This is a genomic window from Mycobacterium sp. IDUB_28, from assembly GCF_055419285.1.
Genome location: NZ_JBVAXK010000010.1, coordinates 151,349 through 167,091 on the forward strand (window position 1 = coordinate 151,349; position 15,743 = coordinate 167,091).

General features: G+C 67.1%; 13 protein-coding genes. 11 read left to right on the plus strand and 2 right to left on the minus strand.

Annotation, left to right across the window (positions count from 1 at the left end):
- Nucleotides 1-225 precede the first annotated feature (225 nt).
- Together ACZYZ9_RS20725 and ACZYZ9_RS20730 are read right to left on the minus strand one after the other, a co-directional pair.
- Complete coding sequence (locus ACZYZ9_RS20725) at nt 226-852, minus strand: cation efflux transmembrane domain-containing protein (protein ID WP_463828143.1); 627 nt, start codon at nt 850-852, stop codon at nt 226-228.
- A gap of 98 nt (nt 853-950) precedes the next feature.
- Nucleotides 951-1,325 carry an ArsR/SmtB family transcription factor gene (locus ACZYZ9_RS20730; RefSeq protein ID WP_463828144.1) on the minus strand — a complete coding sequence of 125 codons (375 nt, stop codon included), beginning with the start codon at nt 1,323-1,325 and terminating at the stop codon, nt 951-953.
- 581 nt (nt 1,326-1,906) lie between these two features.
- On the opposite strand from ACZYZ9_RS20730, the gene ACZYZ9_RS20735 reads away from it, so the two are divergent.
- The 11 genes from ACZYZ9_RS20735 to eccD all read left to right on the plus strand — a co-directional run bounded on the left by ACZYZ9_RS20735 (nt 1,907) and on the right by eccD (nt 15,730).
- Nucleotides 1,907-2,395 (plus strand): DUF4226 domain-containing protein, encoded by a 489-nt coding sequence (locus tag ACZYZ9_RS20735; protein ID WP_463828145.1) that lies wholly within the window; start codon nt 1,907-1,909, stop codon nt 2,393-2,395.
- Between the two features lie 85 nt (nt 2,396-2,480).
- A complete protein-coding gene (locus tag ACZYZ9_RS20740) occupies nt 2,481-3,569 on the plus strand; it encodes a hypothetical protein (RefSeq protein WP_463828146.1) in 1,089 nt (362 codons plus the stop codon).
- 33 nt (nt 3,570-3,602) lie between these two features.
- Nucleotides 3,603-5,132, plus strand: coding sequence for a type VII secretion protein EccB (eccB, locus tag ACZYZ9_RS20745; RefSeq protein WP_463828147.1), 1,530 nt, complete (start codon nt 3,603-3,605; stop codon nt 5,130-5,132).
- Complete coding sequence (gene eccCa, locus ACZYZ9_RS20750; RefSeq protein WP_463828148.1) at nt 5,129-9,340, plus strand: type VII secretion protein EccCa; 4,212 nt, start codon at nt 5,129-5,131, stop codon at nt 9,338-9,340. Before eccB ends, eccCa begins: the two co-directional genes overlap by 4 nt.
- A 56-nt stretch (nt 9,341-9,396) precedes the next feature.
- Nucleotides 9,397-9,693 (plus strand): PE family protein, encoded by a 297-nt coding sequence (locus tag ACZYZ9_RS20755; protein ID WP_463828149.1) that lies wholly within the window; start codon nt 9,397-9,399, stop codon nt 9,691-9,693.
- A 23-nt stretch (nt 9,694-9,716) separates the two neighbouring features.
- Nucleotides 9,717-10,883, plus strand: a complete 1,167-nt coding sequence (locus tag ACZYZ9_RS20760) for a PPE family protein (RefSeq protein ID WP_463828150.1) — start codon at nt 9,717-9,719, stop codon at nt 10,881-10,883.
- A gap of 119 nt (nt 10,884-11,002) precedes the next feature.
- Nucleotides 11,003-11,299 carry a WXG100 family type VII secretion target gene (locus ACZYZ9_RS20765; RefSeq protein WP_463828152.1) on the plus strand — a complete coding sequence of 99 codons (297 nt, stop codon included), beginning with the start codon at nt 11,003-11,005 and terminating at the stop codon, nt 11,297-11,299.
- Between the two features lie 41 nt (nt 11,300-11,340).
- Nucleotides 11,341-11,631, plus strand: a complete 291-nt coding sequence (locus tag ACZYZ9_RS20770) for a WXG100 family type VII secretion target (protein WP_463828153.1) — start codon at nt 11,341-11,343, stop codon at nt 11,629-11,631.
- Between the two features lie 79 nt (nt 11,632-11,710).
- Nucleotides 11,711-12,619, plus strand: a complete 909-nt coding sequence (locus tag ACZYZ9_RS20775; protein WP_463828154.1) for an ESX secretion-associated protein EspG — start codon at nt 11,711-11,713, stop codon at nt 12,617-12,619.
- Nucleotides 12,620-13,175: 556 nt separating this feature from the next.
- Nucleotides 13,176-14,216, plus strand: a complete 1,041-nt coding sequence (locus ACZYZ9_RS20780) for a MinD/ParA family ATP-binding protein (RefSeq protein WP_463828155.1) — start codon at nt 13,176-13,178, stop codon at nt 14,214-14,216.
- Nucleotides 14,213-15,730, plus strand: a complete 1,518-nt coding sequence (gene eccD, locus ACZYZ9_RS20785; protein WP_463828156.1) for a type VII secretion integral membrane protein EccD — start codon at nt 14,213-14,215, stop codon at nt 15,728-15,730. Before ACZYZ9_RS20780 ends, eccD begins: the two co-directional genes overlap by 4 nt.
- Nucleotides 15,731-15,743: the final 13 nt, after the last annotated feature.

A 15,743-nucleotide genomic window follows, 5' to 3' on the forward strand; every position in this document is an offset into this window, starting at 1 on the left:
ACGAGGGCGTCCGTCCTGGCATTCGTTCCGGACATGACCCGGATGCCGGCGCGTCAGTGCCCCGGCAGAGGCCACTCATGCCATCGATACCAGCATTGGGCGGAGCATGGCAGCCCATGCTTGCCTCGCCGTCAGCTCCGTAGCCGCGTAAAGGCGTTGCAGCGAGAATGATTCGGAATCAACCGCTCTTGCCCGATGGCCCTGGCCAGAAGTGTGGCGACGGGTTCAGCAGCAGTCGTCGCCCTGCCAGGATCGCCAGCCCTGCCGCACCGCCACCACGGCGATACTGAGGCCAATCACCGGGTCTACCCACCAGCCACCGGGCCAGATCCCGGTGATGGCCAGTCCAGCCAGGACTGCCGCAGCCTGGACAGCGCATAGGTAGTTCTGGGTTCCCTCACCGGAAGTGGCCGCAGATCCGAGTCGGGCGCCGAGTTTGTGTTTGGCCCGCCCCAACAGCGGCATCAGGAGTAGTGACGCGGCGGTCAACACCATCCCGATTACCGTCGTCTCCGATCGGTGATCGCCGAGCAGATCCCGGATCGACTCTGCGGCCACATACGGCGCCAGTAGCCAGAATGAGACCGCCACGGCGCGCCGGGCGGCGCGCTCGGAGGTCTCAGAGAGGGTTCGTGCACCCGTGAACCGCCAGACCACGATCAGGCTGGCCAGACCTTCCACCGCGCTGCCGAGCGCCCACCCGATCAGCGCGATGGAGCCGCTGGCATAGCCTTGCCACAGTCCGACCACACCTTCTGTGACCATCCAGGCCAGGCTGATCCATGCCAGCCACCGCGCCCAACGCGCCGCGCGATGCCACGCGTCGTCGCGCACTGGCGGTGCAGATTCCATGGTGCTGCAACACGAATCCGCCGCGCAGCAGTCATCGCTGGTGGCTGTGTCCGCCGCCGGAGCAAAGAGATTCTGGCGGCCAGCGTGATCAAAATCGCTCACGACGCGGCCTCCGCTGTGCAGGCGTCTGTCCCGCAGCACGGACACAGCACAATGGCGTTGCCCGTCACCCGCAGCACTGTCTCTGCCGCGGCCAGTACGTCCACCAGTTCGGGGTGCGTAAGGCGAAACAGCGAGGCTCGGCCCACTGGATCGGATTCCACCAGGCCGCAATCACGCAGACAGGCAAGATGTTTGGAGACTGTGGACTGGGCCAGTCCCACCGCGTCGACGAGATCCACCACCCTGGCCGGCCCTGAGGCCAACCGGCGCACGATCGCCAACCGCGCGGGATCACCTAACGACCGAAACAACTTCGCCGCCGGAGCCAGCTCGGACCGCGTCACTTCGACGTCCGGCACTATCATCGCCATACAGCGATGATAGTGGTGCCACCCGTCGATGCCAAGTGCGCTGGCGATGCGCCGCCAATTCAAGACGAGTTAATCGGGCGCTGTCGGCACACGGCAGCCTGGGCTTTGCTGCCGACCGAAATACGGTGCAACGGCTGATGGCCCGTTTGAGACAACGCCGGATTGGGCGGTCCGCGGCGGTATCGCCCCGGATGTGTACTGACCGTCGGACGCATGCATACGAGATCACGCAGACCTCGAGCCCGGTGACTGGCGCCCCAGCGCCGACCCCGCGACGGGGTAGCCGGCGCCCTTGACCGGTTCCGAAGAAACGAGCTGACTTGATGAACACATTGAAGTTCACTTAAGGCCCGCTGCCTTGGCCGCTGTGAGCGAGCCTCGCCACGACCCGCAGCAAACTTGGCAACTACCTGCCTAACATCGAGGACCAGCTAACTGCCCATTGCTGCAGAACCGTACAGTTATAGGATCCGCCACTAAGATGAGGAAGTCGCTTCCGCTATTGCGGTGAGAATTTTGCAAGCCTGCAGGTAGAGAGACCGCGATCCGCCAAGATATTTGAGAACCTACAGTGTGGTGGTGTGGCTGAAGTTGATCCGGGTCTGCGGTCGTTCGCCGAGGAGGTGATCGACAGGTTGTTGGCGGCTGGTGCGGAATTGTTCCCCGAGGGCGAGCAGGCCGGTGGGTTGATGACTCCGCTAGCGGGTGCGGCCGCACCGCCGGGTGGCGCGACCGCGGCGGAACGGCTGGGGGATGCTGTGGCCCAGTGGGGGCAGCGGCGCTCAGCGTTGCAGCGCCTGGATGAGCAGAGCGCCCAGATCGTGGCCAGGGCGGCCGCCGGGGCCGTTGAGGGGCGCGCGGCGGTGCAGCGATTGCGTGAGCGGGCGCGCGCTCAGGTGGAGGCGATCATGCCGGTGGCCGATACGCCGGCGGGTGCACGATTGTTGGTGGCCACACTGGATCAGGCCTTGGCCGAGCTTCAGCAACACGTCGCTGTCAGCAAGCAGGTCAACGCCGCCGCGGCAGCCCAGTTGCGCGATCTGGCGACCGCCTACCAGGGCAGCGTCTAAGCGCGCGCCATCGCTGCCTGTGGCCACCGCAAATTGGTGTTGTTGCGTTGTGGTCGGGGGTTTTTCCGGCGGTTAGTTTTGGTGGGTGAGTATTGGGGAGTTTGTGGCCGGGGTGGACCGGTTGCTGACTCGTGGGTATGGGTTGTTTCCTGCTGGCGGTCCGGAGGGTGGCGGGGTGTTCGCCGCCGGCGGCGGGGGTGCTTCGGTGCCTGAGGTCCCTTCTGGCGGTGGCGGTTTGGGCGGCGGGGCGGTCGCCGCTGACGGGCAGTATTCGCGGGCCCGGGCCGCGGTGGTGGGCCGGGATGTGGAGTCGGGGCAGGCCGCCGGTGAGGGCGGGGCGGTCGGTGCTTCCGGTCGCGCGGGTGCAGGGGTGATCCGCGATCAGGCCCGGGTGGCGGGGGCGGCGGCCAGGCCGCTGGCGTCGTCGCCGGCAGGGGTGCGGATGGTCGTGGCGACGATGGATGAGCATTTGGCGGCGATGCAGCGCCAACTACAGGTCACGACCGAGCAGAACCGGGTGTTGGCGACGCGGCTGCGGCAGTTGGCGATGGCGTATCGGGGGATGGGCGGCGGCGGGATGGGCGGGGTGTCGTCGATGCTGTCGGGGATGGGTTCGCTGCCCTCCCTAGGTGGCGGCGGGGGTGCTTTGAGCGGTGCGAGTGGCCTGGTCGGGATGCCGGCCTCGCTGCTGGGTCGCGGGTTCGCCGGCGGTGTGGGCGGGCTCGGCGGCACCGGCTCGGTGGGTGGTGTGGTCGGCCGTTCGGTGGGTGGTGAGCTGGGTCCGGGTGTGGCCTCGGAGAAGGGGCTGCAGCGGGACACCATTTTGGCGGCGCGCGCGGTGTCGGCGGCGTTTCCGGAGATCCGCACGATTGGCGGGGTCCGCCCGGATTCGCTGAAGTGGCATCCCAATGGCCAGGCGATCGACGTGATGATTCCCGATCCGACTTCGGCGCATGGCAAGGCGCTTGGTGATGCGGTGATGCGGTTCGCGATGGCGCACCGCGGCCCGTTCAACATCAATCATGTGATTTGGCAGCAGACGATCCACAACCCGGATGGTTCGTCGAGTCTGATGGAGAATCGGGGTTCACCGACGCAGAACCATATGGACCATGTCCACATCGCGACCAACGGGGGCGGGTTCCCGCACGGCGGGGAGTCCTACCGGCTGTGACTGTGTCGGAAGTGATCGAAAGGCGTTGCTGGGATGGCTGATTCGGCCGATGAAACGAAGTCGGCGGCTTCTGCGCGTGGCCGCGGGTTAGGGCTGTCGACACGCCTTCAGGTCTCGGGGCACATGTTCTTCGCGCGTCGCGCGGTGTCGGCGCTGACGCGCCGCCAGGTGCGCATGGAGACCGAGCCCGGCCGCCGGCAGTCGATGGCGGTGCTGGCGGGATTGACGTTGACGGCGGTGCTGTGCCTGGGGGCGCTGTTTTGGTCGTTTGTGCGTCCGGCGAGCTCGGCGGGGACGTCGCAGATTGTGGCGGATCAGAATTCGGGCGCTCTGTATGTGCGGGTGGGCGAGAAGCTGTATCCGGCGCTGAATTTGGCGTCGGCGCGTCTGATTGCGGGGGAGCCGGCGACGCCGGACCGGGTGCGCCGCAGCGAAATTGATGCGCGCCCGCGTGGGGCGCTGGTGGGTATTCCGGGTGCGCCGCAGGAGATGTCGCCGGTGTCGCCGACGCGTTCGTCGTGGCTGGTGTGCGATGAGATCACGAAGGCTTTCGGCGCCGGGGCGCCTGAGCCGGTGACGGTGACGGTCATTGATGGGCAACCGGATCTGGGTGGGCGGCGGCATGTGCTGGGAGCTGAGGAGGCTCTGGTGCGCCGCTACGGCGATCAGGTGTGGCTGATCCGCGACGGGCGGCGCTCGTTGATCAATCGCAGCGCGCGGGCGGTGTTGTTAGCGCTTGGGCTGGGCGAGGATGCGGTGTTGGCGGCGAGGCCGATGAGCCGGGCGCTCTTTGATGCGGTTGCGGTGGGTCCTGAGTTGTCGGTGCCGGTGATCCCGGCGGCGGGGTCGCCGGCGCGGTTTGCTGATGCGCCGGGGCCGGTGGGTGCGGTGGTGGCTACTCCCCAGGTGGGCGGTCAGACAGCGTATTCGGTGGTGCTGGCCGACGGCATTCAGGCGATCTCGCCGGTGGTGGCCCAAGTGCTGCAGAACGCGGGGGCTTCGGCGCCGGTGGTGGCCGGGACGGTGTTGGCGAAGTTACCGGTGGTGACGTCGCTGGATTTGTCGGCGTTTCCGCCGGCACCGCCGCATGTGGTGGACAGTGCGCTCAATTCGGTGGCGTGCTGGCAATGGCAGAAGGTGAGCGGGGAGTCCGCGGCGAGTACGTCGGTGATGACGGGGACCAGTATCCCGGTCGCTGAAGGGCGCGCGGATCGGGTGGTGGAGTTGGTGAAGGGTCCGGAGTCGGCGGTGCAGGCCGATCGGGTGTTCTTCGGGCCGGGGTTCGCCAATTATGTCGTGTCGACGGGTAGTGCGGTTTCGTCGTCGACGGCGGAATCGCTGTGGTGGGTCTCGGAGTCGGGGGTGCGGTTCGGGATACCGCGCGAAGAGGACACGTTGCGGGCGTTGGGATTGGACCCGAAAAGCTTTGGCCCCAGTCCGGCGCCGTGGCTGGTGCTGCGGCTGCTGGCCCAGGGTCCGGTGCTCTCACGCGCGGACGCATTGGTGCGCCATAACAGTCTGCCGGTCGATCTGAGTCCTGGACAGTTGGAGGTCCCGAAGTGAAGTTCGCGTTCGCGCGTCAGGAGCCGGCCACACCGCCCGTGCTGCAGCCAGTACCCATCGAGTTACCGACGCCGCTAAAAGTTCCTGCCCCGCAGGGCAAGCCGTTGTGGACGGTGGCGCTGATCATCGGGTTGATGGCGCTGGTGGGTGGCATGGTGTGGATGAGCTTTGCCAGCGGGGCGCGCTCGTTTACTGGTGCGGGGTCGCTGTTTCCGATCGTGATGGTCGGCGGGTTATTCGCGATGTTGTTCAGCGGTCGGGGCTCTGGGGACATGTCACGCGCGAAGCTGGATGCGCTGCGGGCCCGGTTCTGCCTGATGATCGATGGGCTGCGGGCAACTGCGGCCTCCGCTGCGGACAGCCTCGATGAGCATTACCGCTGGTATCACCCGGCGCCGGCGACATTGGAAGCCGCCTTGGGCGGGGTGCGGATGTGGGAACGCAAGGCTGATGGCTCTGATGGCTGGTTCGGGGTGGCCCGGGTCGGTGTGGGGATGACCAGTCTCGCCGAGGCGGGCGCCGCTCAGTTCAGTGAGCCTGCGGATATGCCGACCGATATCGAGCTTGAGCCGGTCACCGGCAAAGTCCTGCAGGAGTTCGTGCGGTATCAGACGGTGGCCTATGGGGTCCCGGCCTTGGTGTCGCTGATGGTCGAGCCGGGCTATGAGCTGCGCGGCCCGCGGGAGCGGGTGTTGGCGTTGATGCGAGCGATCCTGTGCCAGTTGGTGTTTGCCCATGGCCCTGATCATCTGCGGGTGGTGGTGGTCACTGGTGATGTCCACGAGTGGGATTGGGTGAAGTGGCTGCCGCACGCCGGGGATCGGCTGATCGAGGACGGTGCCGGTCCGGTGCGGATGGTGTACGGGTCGGTGAGCGATTTCGTGGAGGCGCAGGCTGATGCGATGGGGTTGCGGTCACGCGGAGAATTCGCGCTCAGACATGGCGCTGGCAAGGCCCCGATCGACCCGCTGCCGCACACGGTGATCGTGTGTGATGTGGCCGACGGCTGGGAGATGTTCGGCAGCTCCGGGGGGGTCAATGGGCTGACGTTCTTCGACATTTGCGGCTGCGGCCAGATTCCGGCGTGCGCGCAGCCCGCCAGGGTGCTGCATGTGCGCGCCGATGCGGTGGTGGCGGCGGTTCCGCGTGACCCGATGACCTGGGAAGCCGAGCCGGCTGCGGCCCGGTTTTTCGCGGTGGCCGATCAGATGAGCCGCGATGAGGCTGAGGTGTTCGCCGAGCGGATGGCGCGGTGGCGTCTGGCTGAGGCCTATGAGTCGATCGAGGTGAATTCGGGGGCCCGGTTCATGGCCCGAGACATCCTGTCCTACTACGGGATTGACGATCCGGCCAGCATCGATTTCGAGCAGTTATGGGGCGCGCGCAGCGATATTAATTCCGCCGGGCGGCTGCATGTGCCGATCGGTAACCGCACCGACAACAATGAGCTGCTGTTCGTCGACCTCAAGCAGGAAGCTGAGGGTGGGATGGGTCCGCACGGGGTGATGGCGGGCTGGACCGGTTCGGGCAAGACGACGATGCTGCGCACCCTGATCGAGTCGTTAATGCTGGGCCATCCGCCGCAGAACCTGCAATTTCTGCTCGCCGACCTCAAGGGCGGTGCCGGTGTCACACCGTTTGCCGGGGTCCCGCATGTCGCGCAGATCATCACCGACCTCGAGGAGGACCAGAACCTGCTGGACCGCTTCGTCGAGGCGCTGTGGGGTGAGATCGCGCGTCGTAAAGCGTTGTGCGCCAAGGCTGAAGTTGATGACGCGAACATGTACAACCGCAAGCGTGCCGATCAGCTGGCACGCGGGGATGCTGATGCGCTACCGCCGTTGCCGGTGCTGATGGTGGTTATCGATGAGTTCACTGAGTTGTACCGGATGTCGGTCGAGGTCGAAGAAGCGTTGTGGCAGATCTGCCGCCAGGGCCGCTCGCTGTGGATCCATCTGCTGATGGCCAGCCAGGAGATCGGTAACCGTGCCGAGAAGTTGATGGGACAGATGGGCTATCGGCTGGCACTCAAGCTCAAGACGACCAGCGCGGCGGTGCAGATCGGTGTGCCGAACGCCACGCGTCTTAAAGGCAATGGGCAGTGTTATCTGTCGGTCGGCGATGACGGTTCTCTGACGAAATTTCAGGGTGAGTATTTGTGGCGGGAGTACCGTAAGCCCGGCACCGAGGATTTCACCGACGACAGCGACGCCGGGCCATCAGAGGTGAATTACTTTGCGCCGCAACTGTTCGGCACCGACTTCACCCCGTTACCGCTGCCCGATGACCTCGACGACGAGGCGGCGGGCCCCGACGCCGATGAGGGCGAGCCGGCCCAGCCCGCACACGACGCCGCCGTCGAGGGCGTGCTGATGCGCCCGCAGGTGGGCACGGTCATCATCGATGCGCTGCGCCGGGTCAGCTTTGAGCCCTACCGGTTGTGGCAGCCTCCGCTGGATGCGCCGTGGAGCATCGAGCGGCTCGTTGATGCGTACCTGGGGCACCGGTGGGATAACCAGTACGCCGCGCGCCCGAGTTTGGTGTTCCCGATCGGGGTGGTGGATCGCCCGTTCAAGCATGACCAGCATCCGCTGCTCGTCGACGTCTCGGGGGCGGGTGCCAATGTGGTGATCCTCGGCGCTCAGGGGTCGGGGAAAACGACAGCGGTACAGGACTTGATCTGCGCGGCGGCGATGACCCATACCCCTGAGCAGGTGCAGTTCTACTGCTTGGCGTTCTCCTCGGCCGCGCTGGGCACGGTGGCGGGTCTGCCGCACGTCGGTGGGGTCGCGCCGGCTCTGGACAGCGACGGGGTGCGGCGCACGGTTGCGGAGATGGCCGAGCTGCTCGCGAGACGCAAACGCAGCTTCGAAGCGGCCGGGGTGATGTCGATGGAGGTGTTCCGACGCCGCAAATCCGGTCAGGAAGCCGGGAAGGTCCCCGACGACGGCTATGGTGACGTGTTTTTGGTCATCGACAATTATGCGGCCTTGGACAGTGCGTATGAGGCGCTGATGGACACGGTGGACCGGCTGATCGCCGAAGGCCCGACCTTCGGCATCCACGTGGTGGCCGCGGTGAGCCGGCTCGCCGAGTTGCGGGTCAAGGTGCGTGGCGGTTTCGGTTCGCGAGTGTGGCTGCGCCCCAACGATATTCACGATGTGACCGATTTACCCAAACCGCGGTTGGCTGCGGCCATTCCCGCGGACCGACCGGGACGCGGGATGATCGCCCAGAACTATGTGCGGGCCGGTGTGGAGCCGGTGGGTTTGCACACGCTGATGGCGCGTCCGGCGATACAGGCAAGTGCGGCAGAGAATTTTGATTCGCGTAGTGTCGCCGAGGCGGTGAGCCGGGTCGCGGCCGGGTTCACCCCGGCGCGCAGAGTGCGCCGCCTGCCGACACGGTTGGCGCCGGCCACACTGGGGGCGCTGGCGCGGGGCGATGACCGCTCGTCGACGTCGATCGTGTGGGCGCTCAGCGAGACCGAGCGTCCGGTGTTTTTGGCCCCGGACCGGCATCTGCTGGTCGCGGGCAAGGGTCAGTGCGGGCGCACGACGGTGTGTGCGACGGTGCTGGCTGAGATCGCCCGCCTGTACGACCTGGAGGACGCGGGCGTGGCGCAGGGACGGCCGGGTGCACAGGTATGGCTGGTCGATCCGCGCCGCCAGCTGCACGCCGTGCTGGGCCCTGCCGGTGTGCACCGCTTCGCCTCCACCGTGGACACCGTCAAGGCCAGGATGGTGGAGCTGGCGGGTGTGCTGACCGCGCGGCTGCCCCGCGATGATCCCGACGGCGGGGGCCAGATTGCGCAGCGCAGTTGGCAGGGGCCCGAGATCTTCCTGGTGATCGACGACGGGGAGCGCTTGCCGGGCGGATTTGATTCGCCGTTCGCCCCGATCGAGCCGTTTGTGCAGGCCGGCCGCGATGTCGGTTTGCACATCATCTACACCCATTCGTTCGGAGCGTTCAGCACGCAAATGGGAGCCAATCCGGTGCTGCGGATGTTGCGCACAGCGTTCGAACCGATGCTGATCATGGATTCCGATCCCGACCCCGGTTATGTGCAAGGCAGGTGGAAGGGTCACCCGATGGTGGCGGGCCGCGGATTCTTGATGAATAGCGCCGAATCGGGCGAAACGGGAATATACGTGCAGGTCGCGGACACTGACGTGCCTGGAATCGATTCTCGCCTGACCCGGACATAAGGCCAGGGGCACCGTTAGACTCAAGCCACTAGATTGGTCGCGTTTCGGGAGGGTGCATGTTTGTCACGGCGTTACCGGGGGGGCTGGAGTCCTCAGCCTCGGGACTGGCCTCGATCGGCTCGGCGGTGGCCGCGGGAAACGCCGCGGGCGCGGCCCCGACACTTGGCGTGGTGCCCCCTGCACCGGAGCCCACCTCGGTGCTGCTGGCCGCCGCGTTCGGTACCCACGCGGGTGTCTATCAGGTCACCCAGGCGATCGGCTCGGTGATTCACGAGATGTTCGTGGCCACGATGGGCACCTCCGCGGCCACGTACGCGGCTTCTGAGGCCCTTAACGCCGCGGCGATGATTTAAGCGCTGTTCGCGCCGTAGCACTGATGGTCGATTACGGGGGACCGCCTGAGTACAACTCGGGGCGCATGTATGCCGGCGTCGGTTCGGGGCCGTTGATGGCCTCTGCGGCGGCCTGGCAGTCCCTGGCCGCCGAGTTGGGTTCTGCCGGCGGCGCGTTCCAAGCGGTGATCGAGGCCTTGACCAGCACGGCATGGCTGGGTCCGTCGTCAATCTCGATGGCGTTGGCCGCCGCCCCGTATGCGGTCTGGATGATGGCCACGGCCGGACAATGCGAGGCGGCGGCCGCGGCGGCATCGGCGGCGGCGGGCGCGTTCGAAGCCGCCCGCGCCGGTGTCGTTCCCCCGCCGGTCATCGCCGAGAACCGGGCCCAGTTGGCCACCCTGATCGCCACCAACTTCATGGGCTTCAACACCCCGGCGATTGCGGCCAACGAAGCTCACTACGACCAGATGTGGGCCCAAGACAGCACAGTGTTGTACGGCTTCGCCGCCGACGCCGCCGGCGTGACCGCCACGCTGGTGCCGTTCACCCCGCCGCTGCCCAATTCCGACCCGATCGGGCTGGCCGCCCAGAGCGCGGCGTTGGGCCAGTCGACGGGCAACGCGGCGGGCCAGCAGCCGATGAATCTGCTCAGCAATGCCGCGGGTCTCCCCGCGGGACTGGACGGGCAGACGATGCTGTCGATGGGTCCGCAGCTGGTCAGCACCATCCCTCAAGTGCTGCAAGGGTTTTCCTCACCGTTGAGCAGCGGGATGTCGCCAGCCTCGGGTTTGGGCCAGTTCCAGTCGTTGCTGAGTCCGTTTATGTCGGTGCTGAGCAATCCCGGCATGCTCGGCGGCGCGACCGGGGCCGCGAGCAGCTTGGGCGGACCCGGCCTGGCGGGTTTGGGCGGGGCTTCGTCGGTGGGGGCACAGGTGGAGGCAATGGCCGGGCGGGCCGGATCACTGGGCGGATTGTCGGTACCGGCGACCTGGACGGCGGGCACCGCCGAATCGGTCGGTTCGGCGCGGGCGGTGACACCGGTGGCCGCGCCGGGCGGGGCGGCGGCTTCGACGGCGGTTCCCGCCTCAGCCCCCGCCGGCGGCATGTACGGGGGCGCTCCGATGGCGGCCGGGATGGGTGCGCGCGGCACCGACGCAGCCGGTGGTCCGCGCTACGGGACGCCGATCAAGGTGCTGCGCCGTCAATAATTCGCGTCGGGCAGAAATTGCTCACCGCCGCCGTTGCCGGAGGCTAAAAACCGCTCATAGAATTAGTGTCGCAGTGACCGCAGACCAATTCACACAGCAAATATAAGGGGATTCCCAATATGGCTTCGCGATTCATGACCGACCCGCACGCGATGCGTGACATGGCGGGCCGATTCGAGACCCACGCCCAAACGGTGGAGGACGACGCCCGCAAGATGTTCGCGTCCTCACAAAACATCTCCGGTGCCGGCTGGAACGGTCAGGCGTCGGCGACCTCGCTGGACACCATGGGCCAGATGAATCAGGCCTTCGGCAACATCGTGACCATGCTGCACGGAGTTCGCGACGGCCTGATTCGCGACGCCGCCCACTACGAAGAGCAAGAGCAGGCCTCTCAGCAGGTCCTGAGCAGCTAGCCCCACGAACGCTTCCATCAAGATCAGGAGAAACTTTCACCATGTCGATCAACTACCATTTCGGCGACGTCGACGCCCACGGCGCCACGGTTCGGGCCCAGGCTGCGGCGCTAGAGGCCGAGCATCAGGGGATCGTGCGTGATGTGCTGGCGGCCGGTGACTTCTGGGGAGGTGCTGGATCAACGGCCTGCCAAGAGTTCATCAACCAGCTCGGCCGCAATTTCCAGGTCATCTACGAGCAAGCAGGCGCCCACGGCCAGAAGGTGCAGGCCGCAGGCCACAACATGAACAGCACCGACAGGCAGGTCGGCTCCTCGTGGATGTCGACCTAGGCCGGTCCCGAGACGAGCGCGGCACTCGACGGTGCCGCCGCGCTGTGGTGAGGCGACCGCGACGAGGCCATAGACCGCGATGAGCGCCGCGAACACCTCACCGACCGACATCACCGTCAACGTGGACGGCCTGTGGTTCCTGCAGGCGCTACTGGGTATCGAACGCCTGGCGCCCGAACTGCGGGCCCACCCCTACGGCCAGCCTCGTTCGCTGGATTGGCTGAGCACACATCCCGGGCTGGATGTGCTGGTCGGGCAGGGCATCTGTGACGAGGCCGCGGTGGTGCGCGCCGATATCGCCGCCCGAATGAGAGTGCTGGCCGACCCCGACGTCGAGGTCGTCGTATTGGTGTCGCGCGGGCCGATGAACTGGGCGCCGACGGTGGTGCTGGAGGACCCCTCAACGTGGCGGGCGATCCCCGACGAGCAGCTGCGCATCGTCGCGGCACGCTGCGGTGGTCGCTGGGCCTCGGCGGTGCGCGCCGGCGGACACATCACTATCGACGATTGCACGCCGGTGGACGAAGACTCCTTAGCGCACTTGGTCATCGGCGCACTGGACTCGGTGCACCAGGTGGCGCCCGCGCGCATCAACGCGGTGAATGTGCCCCTGGAAGACATGGTGGCAGCGGTCAGCGCGCACAGCCAGGCGCCCACGGCGGTGCGCAAACAGGCCGCGCTGCGCGCGGTGGGGCTGCGCGGTGCGGCGCTGACCGAGCTGGAGCACGCCCTGGCCGAGCCGGTGGCCGAAGCGGTGGTGTACGCGAGAGCCTATGTGGATGCCAGCACCACCAACAGCGAGTCCGTGCTCAACCTGCGCGACACCACCGCGGGGCGCGTCGCGCTGTATCGGCTCAACCCGGCGGCGGGCAGCCGCCAGGAGTGGATGGCGATCGCCCCGGCCGGTCCGGCGCAGATCCGCCACGGGCTGGCCACGATGCTGGCCAGTGTGGCGATACGCTCCTGGGCCACCCACGAACGAATGTAGACAACGCCTTTTACGGACCGAGAGAATGTCACTCGCTTCTACAGCAAACATCGATATTGTTTCCATAAAAATGTTGATTGGGCGTGGTTCAGCGAGAAGTTGGCCCTAGGATAAGAAGAACGAGACCCACGAAAAGGCCAAAATGACGGACAATTCCGATTTCCGGTCGCGCTATCTGTCGCCACCCGCCAGCGAGCACCCCGAGCCGGCCCCACCGGCCTCCGATCCCGGCAACGCGGTATGCCTGCCCGACCCGCAACTTCCCGAGCCAGACGTCTTTCCGCCGCCGCGCGGACCTCAGCCGCCCAACGATTACGCCCCGCCCGGGCGGCCCCCGATGTTCGCGCCTCCGCCCGTGTCGCACCATGCCCCGCCGCCGACGCAGGCCTCAGCACCACCGAGGCCCTCAGGAGCGCCGTCCTCCGGCGCTGGGGCTCCGTATGCGGCCCCTGACAGTGCCCCGTTGGGTTCAGACGGCGGCGGGGGGACATGGAACGCACCGCAGCCACACCGACACATCGGCGAGCTGCCCGCCGCTCCGGCGCCGATCCCGCCCATGCCGCGCCTAGAAGAGCGCTTCGCGCCGCCGCCACCGCCGCAGCAGTGGACCCCGGCGGTCGACCCCACGGAACGGTGGACGCCGCGTGCAGATCCGCACGCGCCGAGCGACGCATTTCGCCATATCGAAGCCCGCCAGGTCGTCAAGCCTCGCCGCGAACCGGCGACGATGGGGTGGCGCAAGGCCGTGTATACGGCCACCGGGACGCTGGTGAACCTGGGTGCGGGGAAACACGAACGCAACCTGCGGGGCTGGAAGGCCCGGATCACCGCCAACATCCCTGGCAACTATCAGATCACCGCGATATCGATGAAGGGCGGGGTCGGCAAGACCCGGCTGACCGCAGCGGTGGGGTCGGTGTTTGCCTATCACCGCGGCGGCGGGGTGATCGCGATCGATGCCGATGACACCGCGGGCCGGCTGGGTGAGTTCATCGATCCCGATACGACGGTCGGGGTGCGGGAGTTCCTGGCCGATGCTGAGGCAGTCACTCACCCGAAGGCCCGGCCCTACACCGGATGCAACCGAGAACGCCTGGAAGTGCTGGCCAGCCATCAAAACGTCGCCGCAGATTTCCCTTTCGACGAACAAGCGTTCTTCGACACCATCAGCCGCACCCGCTGGATCTACCAGCTGGCGATGGTGGACTGCGCAGCGATGAAAGGCGATGCGTTCAAAGCGGTGTTGTCGTCCTCGGATGCATTGATGATCATCGGATCGTGCACCGTCGAAGGCGCAAAGATGATCGAAAGGACGCTGAATTGGTTGGCGGCCCGGCGCGGCCATGAGCTGCTCAAGCGGTCGGTGATCGTGCTCAACGACGCCAACCGCAGCGCAACACCGAAGTTCATCGCCTACGTGAAAGAAACCCTGGGTGAGCGCGTCAAGGCGGTCCTGACGGTGCCCTGGGATCCGCACCTGCGCGACACGTCCACCCTGAATTTCCCGGCGTTGCGCAAGGGCACCCAGGAAGCGTTGATGGAATTGGCGGCCGAGTTGAGTGATGGTTTTGCGACCGCCGGAGCGCTGCACAGATGACGGTGGAACGGGCCCGGGAGGCGACGTCGGGGGCCTCGGCTGGCGCGGCGCTGCCTGACCGGATCCGGGTGGCGATCATCGCCGAAGCCACCAAGATCGGGGTGGTCCTCGACGCCGGTGCGCCGGTCTCGGTGCAGCTCTCGGCATTGGTAGATCTGATCAGCGCGCGCCTGGAGGAACTGGGACAGCCGCGGCTGGTAGCGCCGTCGCGGGGCCGGTGGACCTTGTGCCGCATGGATGGCAGCGCGCTCAAACCGGCCCTGTCGCTGACCGAGCAGGGCGTAGTCGACGGTGGGCGGCTGTGGCTGCGCTATGCCGCCGACACCGAGGCCCGCATCAACGTCGTCGAGCACGTCACGTCCGCGCTGTCCGGGGAACTGCGTGCACGCTGGCCCGGGGTCACCGCCGCGTGGGCGACGCAGGTGGGATCGGTCATCGTGGTCGCCGGTGTGGCGGTGGCTTCGGCACTGATGGCCCGGTGGCGCTACGGGCATCTGGACTGGGTGGCGGCGCCCTACTGCGCGGCGCTGGCCGCAATGTTGATCATCGCTGCGGTGATCGTCGTGGTCCGCGGGCGCGACAGCGCCTCTGCTCGCGCCGTAGGGGACACGCTGCTGTGGACGGGAACAGTGCCCGCCGCGGTGGGCGCTGGCGCGGCGGTGCCGGGCCCGGTGGGGGCACCGCATGCCGCATTGGGTCTGGCCGCAGTGGCGGCCGCCGCGGTCTTGATCATGCGGTTCACCGGCCGCCATATCGCGCTGGGCACCGCAGTCCTCACGATGGGGCTCGCCGGCGCGGTGGTGGCCGCGGTGCGCATGACGCTGGTGACCTCTGCGCCGATCCTGCTGGCGGTGCTGCTGCTGGTGTCGATCGTGGCGATGCATCTGGCGCCCACCGCCGCGCGGCTGGCCGGCGGGATCCGGTTGCCGGTGTTCCCCTCGGCCACCGGCCGCTGGATTTTCGAGACCCGCCCGGACCTGCCGGCTGAGAAAGTGGTGGCCAGCGGCGAGTTGGCCACCCTGGACGGTCCGGCCTCGGTGCGTGACATCGCCGTGCTCACCGACCGCACGCGCGCATATCTGAGCGGGCTGTTGGTCGCCACCGCGGCGCTGATCGTGCTGAGTTGTGTGGGGTTGTGCGATCCGCACGCGCCGCGACGGGCACTGCCGCTGGTGGTGGCGGGCCTGGTCGCGGTCGCGGTCCTGCTGCGGGGCCGCTCCTTCACCGACCGGTGGCAGGCGACGATCCTGGCGCTGGCCTCTGTCGCCGTGGCGATTGGTGTGGCCGGACGCTACGTGGTGGGTCTGTGGTCGTTGCCGGCACTGCTGATCGGGGTGTCGGTGATTGTGGTCGTTCCGGTCGCCGGTTTGATCACCGCGGTGGTGGTGCCCCGGCGCTTTTACACCCCGACGTTTCGCAAGGTGGTGGAGTGGGTCGAGTACGTGTGTTTGACCGCGATCTTCCCGTTGGTGTTCTGGCTGATGGGAGTCCTGGCCGCGATCCGGTACCGGTAGCGGTGGAGGTGAG

What these genes read in the sequence shown, in the direction of transcription:
- ACZYZ9_RS20725 (WP_463828143.1), bottom strand. Translation starts at nt 852, where the DNA reads ATGGAATCTGCACCGCCAGTGCGCGACGACGCGTGGCATCGCGCGGCG.
- ACZYZ9_RS20730 (WP_463828144.1), bottom strand. Translation starts at nt 1,325, where the DNA reads ATGGCGATGATAGTGCCGGACGTCGAAGTGACGCGGTCCGAGCTGGCT.
- eccB (WP_463828147.1), top strand. Translation starts at nt 3,603, where the DNA reads ATGGCTGATTCGGCCGATGAAACGAAGTCGGCGGCTTCTGCGCGTGGC.
- ACZYZ9_RS20755 (WP_463828149.1), top strand. Translation starts at nt 9,397, where the DNA reads ATGTTTGTCACGGCGTTACCGGGGGGGCTGGAGTCCTCAGCCTCGGGA.
- ACZYZ9_RS20760 (WP_463828150.1), top strand. Translation starts at nt 9,717, where the DNA reads ATGGTCGATTACGGGGGACCGCCTGAGTACAACTCGGGGCGCATGTAT.
- ACZYZ9_RS20765 (WP_463828152.1), top strand. Translation starts at nt 11,003, where the DNA reads ATGGCTTCGCGATTCATGACCGACCCGCACGCGATGCGTGACATGGCG.
- ACZYZ9_RS20770 (WP_463828153.1), top strand. Translation starts at nt 11,341, where the DNA reads ATGTCGATCAACTACCATTTCGGCGACGTCGACGCCCACGGCGCCACG.
- ACZYZ9_RS20775 (WP_463828154.1), top strand. Translation starts at nt 11,711, where the DNA reads ATGAGCGCCGCGAACACCTCACCGACCGACATCACCGTCAACGTGGAC.
- ACZYZ9_RS20780 (WP_463828155.1), top strand. Translation starts at nt 13,176, where the DNA reads ATGCCGCGCCTAGAAGAGCGCTTCGCGCCGCCGCCACCGCCGCAGCAG.
- eccD (WP_463828156.1), top strand. Translation starts at nt 14,213, where the DNA reads ATGACGGTGGAACGGGCCCGGGAGGCGACGTCGGGGGCCTCGGCTGGC.